Source organism: Aliidiomarina indica (genome assembly GCF_015354615.1).
Classification (GTDB): domain Bacteria; phylum Pseudomonadota; class Gammaproteobacteria; order Enterobacterales; family Alteromonadaceae; genus Aliidiomarina; species Aliidiomarina indica.
This window is the reverse complement of record NZ_JACAVQ010000010.1, coordinates 15,252-28,393: the sequence shown is the minus strand read 5'-3', so window position 1 is coordinate 28,393 and position 13,142 is coordinate 15,252. Positions and strand designations below refer to the sequence as shown.

The window sequence follows — 13,142 nt, the reverse complement described above, 5'->3', positions numbered from 1 at the left end:
AAAGGGCCAGCTCCCGCTGGCCCATACGTACACCAACGTTTCTTAGTTCGAGTAGGTCGCTTCTAAGCGCACACCACTGTAAGCCTCATAAGCGTGAACACCGAAGTACCAGTTACCTGCCGCAGGGTTCTGGAATGTACATATTTCATCATTCCCCCATTGGTAAGGACGACAATCCCAATCATTTAAAGTGGGTTGTGAGCCAAACCGAACATAAAGATCCGCATCACCGGTGCCACCGGAGATACGTACTTCAAGTTGCGTCATTCCAGCAGGTACTTCCATAAAGAAGCGATTCCAGTCGCCTGTGGCCGCCGATAAGTTATCAACTGCGCCACCACCACTTTGACCACCCCCTGAGCCCATGGCCAACTGCACTGCCGCTTCCGCATCAATGATGCCGGCACCACAGCCACTGCAATTTGCAGGGAAGCTACGCACAGTGTCGAGCATGATTTGCTCAATCTCTGCAGGGGTTGCTGAAGGATTAGCCTGACGGATCAGAGCAACGACACCCGCCACATGAGGGGCCGCCATCGACGTGCCTTGGCTATAGGAATAGTTATCCGATGCAGGCGTCGTTGAACCTGAGTTATAGGTAGACAAGACACCCTCAGGATCCCCTGCTGAACTCATGGCGCCGCCTGGTGCCGCTAAATCAACAACAGAGCCGTAGTTCGAGTAATACGCACGACCGCCATCACGATTTGTGGCAGCAACAGTAACCACGTTGTTACAGCTTGCTGGCGTAAAGTTGGCCGCATTCGTGTTGCTGTTCCCTGCTGCCACAACAATTACAGAGCCTGCGTTACGGGCGCTATTAATGGCAGATTGAGTGACCGACTGACAGCTACCGCCGCCGCCCAAACTCAAGTTAATTACATCGGCCGGATTCGCATTTGCTGGAGCGCCCGGAACACTTAATCCTGCAGCCCATAAGATGCCATCGGCGATATCCGCGGTGGTACCGCCACAACGACCAAGCACGCGTACCGGCACTACTTTGGCGTCATAAGCCACACCGGCAACCCCGGTTCCATTGTTGGTCACCGCCGAGACCGTACCGGCCACGTGGGTACCATGCCAACTTGATGGTTGGTCCTGAGGCGGGTTATTAAAACCACATGCCCCGGCAGAAACCCAATCACCTGGATCGCGGGCATCAGTATCGCGACCATCACCATCGTTTGCCATAAATACATCGCTGATCATGTCGTAGCCTTGCAAAATGTTTGCGGCTAAATCCACATGAGGGCGATAACCGGTATCTAGCACAGCAACCACAGCGCCCTGACCGGTAATGCCCTGACTCCAGGCGCCTTCGGCGTTCATGCCACCCACCGGCTCATAGTAATGCCATTGAGCAGAGTAGCCCGGATCATTCGGCGCGGCGGTAATGGTGTGAATACGGTTCTCTTCCACATTCGCAACGCCATCAAGCCCACGCAGCTTCTGTAAGGTTTCACGAACCTCTTTGCCATTCAGCTGTTTATCTAACTGAAATACGTAATGATGAGGCAAGCCCATTGCCCGCTGGAAGCGCATGTTTTGTCCGGCGCGTGCCGACAATTCAGCGGCCCGTTGTTGCATTAATGCACCGCGCTCACTTGGATTACCTTTTACCTTGGCTTCCACCTCCGGATCCCGATCAGGCGAGAATTGCACAATAAAGCCTGTCACCATCCCCGCTTGTTGCGTGCGGTTGGGTTGGGCCTGTGCGGGCAACTCGCGTACTTGTCGGGCTTGACCGGGAGGCGCTGGCTTAGCGACATCGGTTTGAATTAAAGGATTGGTATCGGCGTTTGCACTGCTATCTGCATAAAGGGCAAATGGCACGGCCAAACCGAGTGCGGCGACAACCGCGGCTGTTGTTACAGTTAATCTATTGTTTTTATTTTTCATAATCACTTATTTTTTCTTGGTTTCATCGGGGGATACCCGGAAAGGTATCGACTCTATTTTTGTTTTCTCTGAGCAAACAACGAACAACTTTTGCGCAGTTTGCATACTCAGAGTCCAGAAACCAAAATGGAAAGTAAACCTCCGTTGTACCTCGTAATATGTTGCAAAGTTGTTAGTTAAGACACCAAAAAACGCTTAGGGGAAATCCCTCAGGGCGAAGAGCAACAACCCCCTAGATCGTCTTTTCCGCCCTGTTTAGAAATCCTGCATTGAGCCATAAAAAAAGCCCCGAGCAAGTGCTCAGGGCTTTTGTAAAGGAGGGTAAACCCTCAGAAATTTTACTGTTCGAAGTAGAACGGACGACGCTCGCGAGCATTTCGACCAAGTTCATTCATCGTTTCTGCATCGAACAAGCGACCATTCACCATGGTGTAAGTCACTCGGTCACTGATGCGCAGGTTTTCAAGCGGATTGCCATCGATGATGACCAAATCAGCCAGCTTACCCACTTCGATAGAACCAATCGCATGCTCCATTCCTAAGCTCTTCGCCGCATCATAAGTTGCCGTGCGTAGTGCTTGTAACGGTGTCATCCCGCCTTGTTCCATCATCCAAATTTCCCAATGTTGCGCCAAGCCTTCACGTTGGCCATGGGCACCTGCAGTAACCATCACACCTTGATCCTGCAAGTCTTTTGCGCCAGCAGCTATATTAAAGTGATTGTAATGATGCGCTGGGGCAATTTCGCGACGCATCGAGCGCGGGCGAAGAACACGTTCGGGTACATATTGGCTCAAACGCGGATGATTCCATACATCCGTATGTGCATACCAATAGTTCTCACCCCAAATACCACCGTAGGAAACACCCAGTGTTGGTGTATATGCGGTTTCTGTTTGGCTCCAAAACTGAAGCACATCGCCATACAACACTTCCGTTGGAATCGAGTGCTCAATCACTGAGTGACCATCGGCCACCATGCTTAAGTTGTGCTGGAACAGAGAACCACCTTCAGGCATCACCAACATTTCAAGCTCACGCGCCGCTTGAATAATTTGCTGGCGTTGATCACGGCGTGGCTGGTTATAGCTCTTCACCGAGAACGCACCTACTTTCTTCATGCGCTCAAGATGGAAGCGGGCATCATCCAAGCTATCCACGTGGGCAGTGAAGCCCGGTCCATTAGCACCATAAAGAATGGTACCGGTAGAGAAGATCCGCGGACCGACAATTTTGCCCGCTTTTTGCATTTCGCTCGCCGTGAAAATCTGACGGGTGTTATTCGATGGATCATGAATTGTCGTAACACCAAACGTCAAACCTGCATATAGCAACCAGTTCTGTTGCGGAATAATTTGATTTTCACCTTGGGCACCATGGGCATGGGTATCGATTAACCCAGGAATCATAGTCTTGCCGGTGAAATCAATCACTTCTGCACCACGAGGAACACGAACCTGTGGCTCTTGCCCAATGGCGGTAATGCGGTTGCCTTCCACAACCACAATGGCGTTCTCAATCACTTCATCACCGTTCATGGAAACCACAGTACCGCCAACAAAGGCAATGGTTTGCTCCGGAACGTACTGAGCGCGCGAGAAGCTAATGTTAGTGCCATCTGCAACCTTAGTGAAATCTGGCTTGCCGCTAATATCAAACATGCCATTGAGGCTTGCTGAATAAAGCTCAGGACCTAAGGTCCAGTACAAGCTGGCGCTGTCTGAGGTCCACGACAGGTTATCACCAGCACGTTGAGATAATTGCTCAATGGGGAACTGACGATCGTTAGGACCAATCGCAATCGGCTGCCCACGCTCCACAAATGGTGTTACAAACACCCGGAAACGCTCAGCAAAGGCTAAATACTGGCCATCTGGTGAAACGCGGAATTCAGTGGCATGTTGCGAGGTGTACAAAGTACGCGACTCACCCGTGTCCACATCGATACTGCGAAGCTCAGGGCCGCTTGCGCCAAAGCCATTCACATACACACGGTCGCTGCGAGAGCCAAACTGCGGTTCGCTGCCATTGCGAGAAATATGCTTAGGCTCATCGCTGTCTAGCGCTAAGTAATACAAACCCGTGTTTAGGCCATGCTTAGGATCGCTTAAATAACCGCCGCTAATTTTGCGATAAACCACGGCATTACCGTCTGGCGAAAATACCGGCTCAACGAACTTACCCGGTCCTGTCGGTAACACGCGCTCTTGGCCTGAGCGCAAGTTGCGCACAACCACCTGCCCTTGGGATTGATCATGCCAAGTGGTGTATACCAAGTATTGGCCGTTACGTGAAAAGCTTGGGAACTGTTCAAAACGGTCGCTGCGAGACGTTAAGCGCTCGGCAGTACCATTCGGTAAAGAACGGCTATACAAATGACCTAAGGCTTCGTAAATCACCCGATCCCCTGACGGCGAAACCACCGCGCTTCGCAACATACGCACATCAAACTCGTCGTTTTCGATATGCTGACGGAAACGCACCACTTCCTGCACTTCCTTCTCCACGTTTACTTGGAAAGGGATTTCTGCAGCTTGCTTGGTTTGGGTGTTCACCCGGTTAATTTTACCCTTGGCGTAAAACACGATGTCACGGCTGTCCGCTGTCCAGCTCATGTGCGGATATACCCCATGAATCGCCCAGGTTTCTTGCATGTCACGAGAAAGGTCACCGTACACTTCGGTACGCTCACCGGTTTCTAAATCGTAAACATAGAGCTTGCTCTGGAAATCATCACGGCTCACGAACGCAAGTTTCTTGCCGTCTGGTGAAGGTGTTGGACGAATCGCACCGCCCATGCCACCGATGATGCTATCAATATCACCGGTTTCTAGATCGTAACGCTTGATCGTATAAATACCGGATACGGAATCTTTGTTGTAATGGAAGGTATTACCCGGCGTGTCATCTTGTGAGAAATATACATAACGACCATCGGGTGAGAATGCCGGTTCGCCCAGATCTTTTTGATCATTCGGACGTGCGGTAAGCATCACCCCTTGACCGCCGCGCTTGTGATACATCCATACTTCACCGGCTCCCAGTGAACGTCGCGCAGTGAAATGCTTACGTGCCACCAAATAATTGCCATCGGGAGACCAGGCAGGGCTGTTCAGCAAGCGAAAGCTTTCGTCGGTTACTTGCCAGGCTTCGTCGCCATCAGCCGACATCACCCAAATATTGTCACCGCCACCTTCATCCGAGGTAAATGCGATGTATTGGCCATCAGGGCTATACGCAGGCTGCATGTGCCAGGCAATTCCGCCTCGCAATAACTGCGCATCGCCGCCGCTTGCAGGCATGCGATAGATGTCGCCTAACATATCAAAAACAATGTACTGCCCGTCTGGACTTATATCCACGGACATCCAGGTACCTTCATCGGTATTCACCTGAACGGTTTTGAACTCGCCCATGGGTTCATTCACCGACCACGAATTGCTCGCGGATACGGTGTTCGAGAAACAGAGTGCTGCAGCCAAACCTGCCGCGGGCAACCACTGTTTTAATGTGTGTGTAATTGTGTGCATGGGTTTTCCTTTTATTGCAATCTCCTCGGTTGTAAACCAGAGACTACTGAATGTCTACGTTGAAGCGGCAAACAAGTGTCGTACTGCGATAAAGCACGACAGCGTGGTGTTTCCCAAAGCCACTAACGAAGGCAAGATTGAGGGGCCGTTAGGCCCAAAATAACATCGCTAACGCAACCACGACCAATGCCGCGAGTAAGGGCACCAATACGGTAACCACAAAAATGTCACGATAAGCTTCCTTGTGGGTTAAACCCATCAAGGTAAACAATGCAATCACCGCCCCGGAGTGTGGCAACGAATCTAAGCCGCCGGCGGCCAGGTTGGCGATACGATGGAGAATTTCAGGTGCAACTCCCGCGTCAAGATAGGCCGGCGCCAAACTCGACATAAAGATCTGCAAGCCACCGGACGCCGACGCTGTAATACCGGAAATCAGATTGGCTGATAAAAATACCGACACCAACGGCGGTAGCGGTAATTCCAATAACCAGGCGGCAAAACCATGAAAGCCTGCGGTTTGAATAACAACACCACCAAAGCCAATCACGGCAGCGGTATTAATTAAGGGCAACAAGGCATCGTCTGCACCCTGCCCGGCGGTACGCACAAAGTGCTTACGAACCGGCGGGAACAACAGATAACAAAACACGGTACCACTAAGCAGGGCAAAGCTCGCCCACAGCACAGGTTGGGTTAAAGCGAACTGAATCCAATCGGCTTGTACGCCAGACATGAGCAACACCCGGGGAAGTGCAATCATGCCCAGCACCAGCAAAATGGGCAGTACCGATTTGCGTAAAGTCGGCAAAGACTGGCCATCAGAAGCCGCCAGCGCCGCCATTTGCTCATCTTTTGGCGTGGCTTCATAGCCTTCACCTTGCGCTGTCGCAAGACGCCATTGACGCTCCAGATACCACATCCCCAGAACCGCCATCAGCACACCGGCCACTAAGCCCAGCCAGCCACCGGCAAAGAGATCGGTTCCCAGTGAGCGCGCGGCGATGACATTATGAATGGAGGGAGTGCCCGGCAAGGCCGTCATGGTGAACGTACCGGCGCCAAGCGCAATGGCGGCGGCATACAAACGCCGCGGAATATTGGCCTCTTTCATCAAGGTCACGCCGATAGGATACATGGTGAAGATCACCACAAATACAACCACGCCGCCGTAGGTGAGCAATGCACATACCAACATGGCTATGAGCAATGCGCGTTTGGCACCGAGCCGGCGCGTAATGCCCATGGCAACGCCTTGGGCTGCATGGCTTGCCGCCATGATGCGGCCAAATAGCGCACCACATAGAAACAGCAATAAAAAGTTGCCGGCAAAGGTAAAGGCGCCTGAGGCTCCAAACGGAAAATATTCCAGAAAAATAGCTTGGAACGCCATGCCGTTGGTTAAGCCAATCACCAATACTGAAAACAGCACCGCCAGTAGAATATTTACGCCGCGCAGTGCCAATGTAATCAGTAACACGAGCCCCAATATAAGACCAATATGACCTAACATGCTGACATTCCTATTTTTATTAATATTATCAACGGATTTTTGTAAAACCCTTACGGTTCGCGGCTTGCTTTCGACAAATCGCGCACCCGCGCCAACAAAATCGCTCCAACCACGAAGAACCCGAGCACCAGTAATAACGCATCTTGGCGTGAAAAGAGATCGGACGCGATACCAAAGGTGGCGGCCAACAACATCGCTAATCGATTAAATACGCCCCACAAGCCAAAGGCACTACCGTCGCGCTCGGGCGAAGCGAGTAAGCCCACAAGCGACCGGCTCGAGGCCTGAATCGAGCCAATCCCGGTTCCAGCAAGCAGCGCAATCACCAAGAAGATGTTACGTGTACTCCAACCACTCCATGCTGCGAGATCATGAATGGTATACATCCCAGCAATAGCAATCAGCCAAATACCGATAACGGCAAACAATACTTTACGGGCACCCACGAAGCGCTCAAGAATACCAAAGGTAATGGCCCCAAACATGGCACTAAATTGGGTCATTAAGAACACGGCCACGAGATCTTGTTGGGTCATTCCCAGCTCACCGGTGGTATAAATACCGATGAACTTAATTACCGTTTGCACCCCAGCCATGTAGAACAAAAACGCCCAAAAGAACTTAAATAACATGGGCTGCGAGCTGCGCTGCTTAATAAAGTTTAAGCTAACATACCAGGCTTTTCGATCCACCGGTTGCACCCGACGCTGGCGATTCTTCACCAATAAGAACGTAGGAATGGCCACCAACACGAAGTAAATAGAAATCGCGACCATGGCCCATTGATGTTGGCTGATATAGGCTTCTGTTTGCGTTTCCGGATCGGCCCGAATAATCAGCACCGACACCATCACCATACTGACAAAGCCGCCGATATAACCGAGGCCCCAGCCTAAACCCGACACCACGCCCATATTTTTTCGCGTAGCGAGCTCAGGTAAGAATGACGACATAATGGCTTCACCGAGCATCCACGCGGTGTTGGTAACGAGGATAATGGCAATTCCCCACCAAATATCGCCAGGGCTTACCCAATACAGCAAACAGGTAAAGCTCGCGCAGATCGCCGTCGACCATGCAAGTAGCTTCTTTTTCGACACCCCTTGGTCGATCCACTGCCCGACAATCGGTGACAGCACCATGGCCATCAAGGTGGAGCCGATAATCGCAATAGACCAGTAGGCATCTCGCCAAGCACTGTCTTGCGGGACGATATAAGCGACGAAAAAAGCGGAATAAACAAAAGAAATAACAATAGTGGTGTAGGCCTGATTGGCAATGTCATACATAGCCCAGCCAAAAATTTCGCGCTTAGGTGCGTTCTTTTCTAACCCTCTTTGCTTCTGTTTGACCTGCTCTGTCATGCAACAAATCCTTTTCGTTAAGCCCTAGTTATCCGCCTCGGTTTCGACAATACCATTTCGATTTAATACTACTTTCCACCGCTGAATATCCTCGCGATCACCCCAGCACTCACGGATCACAATATTCAGCACAGAGCGCTTCTCAACGGTTTCTTTCACCACATCGTTGCCCTCCTGCCGATAAATCAGATAGGTGGTTTGCTCGAGCAACGGCGCCAGCACTTCTAAATCCAGCACGATGGTTTCGCGCGTAGTGGCATAACCGCTAAGAAAACGCGAGGTAAGCATTTTCGACCAACTGCCGTAATGCAGAACAATTTCACCACGTTGCGGCGCGCCGGCTTTTCGTGCTTTTTGAATCGGCTCGGGTAAATCGGAGAGTCGTTTGTAATCGATCCACTCTTGGGATTTACCCACCGCTTGCTCGGTGTTGGGATCGATAAACTGGTGTCGCCATTTCGGGCGTCCGCGCCGCAGCCACAACCATAACTTTTGCCGCACTTCGTCACGAAATACTTCCCGGGCCGCATACAAAAGCGCCACCAACAAAATAAACACTGCGGTTACATCAAACAATACATCCCGGGCGCTTAGGATCATCAAGGACACGGCGGTCATCAGTACCGCGGCAACACCGGCTTTCACTAAACGCTCTTCTACCTGGCCCAGCTCTTGGCCAATGCGACGCAAAGTAACCGGGTATTCGATAAGCCGCCGTAGCAAGCGCATTTTGTTCGACATACGCGTGCTGTCTTTATTGACGCGCTCCGAGTTATAGCGTAATTCGTCACGATACTTGGCTTCACGCCGAGCAATGCGCAGCATCAATTCGCGCATATCTTGCTCGTCGTCCTTAAAGTCCATTTCCGCAGCGAGGCGCAAGAACTGCTGCTCCGAAAACCAACTTAAATAGTTATCAATATTGGTGTAGTAGCGGCGCAGGCCCTCGTCTTTTGGCGCAGTACGGCGTAATCGTCGCAAAATGGTGGCACTGAGATCGAGCAATTCCGCCAAGTCTTCGCGCAGATTTTCGGGGCGCTCACGTAATAAGTTCGCTATCTCCTGCTCCATCGCGGTCACGTACTGGTAGGCATAGAGGCTCAAACTTAAACGATATTCAGGGCTTTGCCGTTCTTGTTGGCGGGCAATGCGCTGAATTAAACGGCTGCGTACCAGCGGCTCGAGCTGCACCTGACTGTGGTAGGTGCGACTGACATGAAATACCTGATGATAAAAAGCACGTTCTGTAACGATATCTGAGGTTAGCCCCAGCTCACCGGGCACAAACAAGCAAATATCCAGCTTATGCTCTGGATAGTCGCCAAGTTCGCGTACCACTCGCAAACTAAAAGAATCGTTACTATCAATCGTAACCACGTGTATTAGGTGTCCTTGTGATCAGAAGGTGACGTCGCTGCATTCTTTTTATCGTGCATGTAAGTTTCTATTGAATCACCGGTCAGTGCGTTAATTTGGTGAAAAAGATAGAAAATTGCACCAAACATCACAAGCATAGTCGGTAAAACAATGACCGGGAAACTCAATGCCGTCATGCGACCAATTTCATTATTAAAGGCTTCGGTGCCCGCCGGGCTCACCACAATGGCGCGGGCAAGCACGTAATTGAGTACCGCCGAGAGCGCAAACGCCGCCGTCACGCCATTGCCTGCCATATTCATCACGGTTTTAAAACGCGCCTGATTGCCACGCTCGGCAAGTTTACGATAAAGCGCATCAACATCGAGCATTTGCCGGTTCAGCAGCAGCTTTTCCACAATCGGAAACTTAGTATATCGGCTACCCCATACCACCAAACCAAAGATCGCCGGCACCGCAGCCTCTTTGATGGCGATATATTTAGGGTCGAGTTGCAGCAGGCCAATGCCGCCGGTTAATAAAACACTGATAATCCCCAGAACAGAGAAGCCATTGATTTTTTTGCGGTTCCATAAATCCCATATGCCGTAACCTACTGGAAACGCTAAACCAATGATGAGCGCCAGCACAGGTCCCAATCGCTCTTCACTGCTTAGTTGCATTAAAATCACAACCGGCAGCAAGATATTAAACATTAAATTCGCAAAAAGACCGGGTTGTTTTTGCGCCTGTGGCCTTGTGTTCATAACCTCTCCGCTGCACACAAACTTAAAAAAACTATGGTACGGCATCTAGCGGGATTTTGCAGCAAGGAAAGGCTGATGTAAGATACGGCTTCAATTCGGTTTTACAGGATCGTGAAGCACATGAATATTCCATCTTGGATTCGTCGTTTTTGGCCACTTTGGGCCTTAATTATCATTGTCGTTATTCTGTGGTGGCCCGGCCGAGCGATGTACATGAATGTACTGACCGAGCGCGAAGCGGAACGTATCGCCGCCATTACCCCAGCACGGGGCGCTGAAACCACCCCCGTACGTTTAGATATCGACCGCATGATGGCGGATTTGATATGGCTTGCCGACGCTGAGCGGGCCGGACGTTTCCCTGGAACCGAAGGTGGCATTGCCGCACGCGAGTTTATTGAAGCGCAATTTGCCGAACTCGGCCTGTTACCCGCAGGCACCGATGGCTTTATTCATCCGTTTACCCATGAAGGCGTGGAAGATGCCGCCAACGTGCTTGGCATCATTCCCGGACGCGACCCAAGCCTTCGCACCATCGTGATCACCGCCCATTACGATCACCTTGGCGTGCGCGACGGCGAGATTTTTTACGGTGCCGACGACAATGCTTCAGGCACGGCTGCCTTACTCGAATACGCCCGTTACTTTACCGAGAATCAGCCGAATCACACCCTACTCTTCGCAGCCGTTGATAGCGAAGAACACGGACTGCTGGGCGCGCATGCGTTATTCAATACCGGGCATCTGAATCCAAAGGATATCGCCTTTAATGTGAACGTGGATATGCTTAGCCGCGATACCGACCAAATCTTGTTTGCCGTGGGTACCTATCATCATCCGTGGCTCGTGCCGCTGGTTCGTCGTGTGCAACAAGAAAACGAAGCCCGCATTGTCATGGCCCACGACCGTCCCTGGTGGCGCGCCGGCCATACCGATGATTGGACCATGAGCTCTGATCACGGTGCCTTCCATCGCGTGGGCGTACCCTTTATCTACTTCGGGGTTGCTGACCATCCCGATTACCATACGCCACGGGATACCTCGGATAAGGTGGATGTGGAGTTTTTCCGAATCACCTCAGAGGCGGCGTTAAGCTTTATTAAGCTTATCGATCAGGTACTCCAAGAAAAGATTAAGACTCACTAGTGCATACCTTATATGGTGAGCGAGCATGAGTAGAGCACCGCAAACAATGCCACAGGCCAATGGTAAACGCAGATTTTTGCGTACGCGCTGGCCTGTGACCGGACTCTTGCTCGCCGCACTTGTGGGATCTGCGTTTTTTAGCACCAGCAATGCCGCGTTTGCGAAATTGCCGAGCCTATTTCCAAACCCACTGCCAAAATCGTTACAAGCACTAACACCGCCGGATCCAGTTCCTTTGGTGCCCGGCTATGCTGATTTTTTCACGCAACAGTTGGCAAATGATAACGTGCCTGGTGGCGTTTACGCGATCGTTCATCAAGATCGCATTATTGAAATGCATACCTTTGGCGTGCGAGCGCGCGGCAACCCCGAGCCCATCACGCCCAATACCGTATTTCGCATTGCGTCGGTATCAAAAACCTTTGCCGGCAATATGGCCTCGATGCTGGAACACCGAGGCTACTTTACCCTGAGCGATTCGGTGAAAGCATACGTTCCCGATCTCGATTTCAAAAGCGCGGAGTATTCATTACAGCTGCAAATCGAACATATCTTGGCCCACAGCTCCGGTGTGATTCCTAATGCGTACGATAACTTGATTGAAGCCAATTTAGAGCGCCAGCAAATTATTCCGCACTTTAATCGCATCAACCCCATGTGTACCCCAGGACGTTGCTACGGCTACCAGAATGTACTCTTTAGCTTTATTGAGGATGTGGTGGAAGAAACCACCGGACAAAGCTACGCGGATTGGGTGGCCACGCATATATTTACGCCACTGGCGATGACCACCGCATCCATGGGCTATGAAGCCTATGTGAACACCGAAGATAAAGCCCTACCCCATATTCGTGGCCGCAATGGTTGGGTAACACGCGCGGTCGCACCGCACTATTATCGGTTTTCGTCGGCCGCCGGCGTAAATGCCAGCGCCCACGATTTAACCCAGTGGCTGATTGCACAAATGGGCTACAACAGTGAAATCATCCCGCCGGAAGTTCTTGCGCAAGTGCGGGAGAAGCGTATTCACACCTCACGAGATATGCGTCGACGCGCTTGGCAGCCCTACTTAAACAACGCGCACTATGGTTTAGGCTGGCGCATCTACGAATTTATGAACCACGATATTGTGTACCACGGCGGTTGGGTACAGGGATTCCGAGCAGAAATTGCCTATTCCCCGGATTTTGATATCGGCATCGCGATTCTTATGAATGCGGAAAGCAGCGCCATGAATAGCCTGTCGCCAGAGTTTTGGCGTCGAGTGATACCCATGATGCAAGAAGAGCAATATGTACCCTATGCGTTCGCCACCGGCGTGCGCACCTCGTACGTTACCCGCACCCCAAGACGCGCCTCGTTGCTCTCCGAGCAACTGCCCCAGCCTACACCGGATTTATTGTGGGATTTGTTGGGGCGGTGATGGGGTTACTAGATCCAGCAAAAGAAGCCTTCGGCCGCCAGTTCAGCACCGATGACACTACCTATGCCGATGAAAGCCATTGGCACCGAATGTTATATCGGTTCATGGAATTCACCGGCCTAAGCACCTTCTAACGGTATT

General features: G+C 51.3%; 9 protein-coding genes. 3 read left to right on the top strand and 6 right to left on the bottom strand.

The window, feature by feature from the left end; translation table 11 throughout:
• Positions 1-42 precede the first annotated feature (42 nt).
• From HXZ99_RS11650 to HXZ99_RS11625, 6 genes are all read right to left on the bottom strand, one after another.
• Complete coding sequence (locus HXZ99_RS11650) at positions 43-1,902, bottom strand: S8 family serine peptidase (RefSeq protein WP_269434596.1); 1,860 nt, start codon at positions 1,900-1,902, stop codon at positions 43-45.
• 338 nt (positions 1,903-2,240) lie between these two features.
• Entirely contained in the window at positions 2,241-5,432 is a 3,192-nt protein-coding gene (locus HXZ99_RS11645; protein ID WP_194757465.1) for an amidohydrolase family protein, read from the bottom strand.
• Between the two features lie 148 nt (positions 5,433-5,580).
• Complete coding sequence (locus HXZ99_RS11640) at positions 5,581-6,945, bottom strand: GntP family permease (protein WP_194757464.1); 1,365 nt, start codon at positions 6,943-6,945, stop codon at positions 5,581-5,583.
• A 50-nt stretch (positions 6,946-6,995) separates the two neighbouring features.
• On the bottom strand, positions 6,996-8,309 hold the full coding sequence (locus HXZ99_RS11635) for an MFS transporter (RefSeq protein WP_194757463.1): 1,314 nt from the start codon (positions 8,307-8,309) through the stop codon (positions 6,996-6,998).
• 24 nt (positions 8,310-8,333) lie between these two features.
• Positions 8,334-9,686: a hypothetical protein gene (locus HXZ99_RS11630; protein ID WP_194757462.1), complete on the bottom strand. Its 1,353-nt coding sequence runs from the start codon at positions 9,684-9,686 to the stop codon at positions 8,334-8,336.
• Positions 9,687-9,691: 5 nt separating this feature from the next.
• The gene (locus tag HXZ99_RS11625) at positions 9,692-10,432 is read right to left on the bottom strand and encodes a VC0807 family protein (protein WP_194757461.1); all 741 of its coding nucleotides are present in this window, start codon (positions 10,430-10,432) and stop codon (positions 9,692-9,694) included.
• A 120-nt stretch (positions 10,433-10,552) separates the two neighbouring features.
• On the opposite strand from HXZ99_RS11625, the gene HXZ99_RS11620 reads away from it, so the two are divergent.
• The 3 genes from HXZ99_RS11620 to HXZ99_RS12335 are packed head-to-tail and all read left to right on the top strand — an operon-like array spanning position 10,553 to position 13,135.
• Positions 10,553-11,578: a M28 family peptidase gene (locus HXZ99_RS11620; protein ID WP_194757460.1), complete on the top strand. Its 1,026-nt coding sequence runs from the start codon at positions 10,553-10,555 to the stop codon at positions 11,576-11,578.
• Positions 11,579-11,603: 25 nt separating this feature from the next.
• Positions 11,604-13,001, top strand: coding sequence for a serine hydrolase domain-containing protein (locus HXZ99_RS11615; RefSeq protein ID WP_194757459.1), 1,398 nt, complete (start codon positions 11,604-11,606; stop codon positions 12,999-13,001).
• On the top strand, positions 13,001-13,135 hold the full coding sequence (locus HXZ99_RS12335) for a hypothetical protein (RefSeq protein WP_269434595.1): 135 nt from the start codon (positions 13,001-13,003) through the stop codon (positions 13,133-13,135). Before HXZ99_RS11615 ends, HXZ99_RS12335 begins: the two co-directional genes overlap by 1 nt.
• Positions 13,136-13,142: the final 7 nt, after the last annotated feature.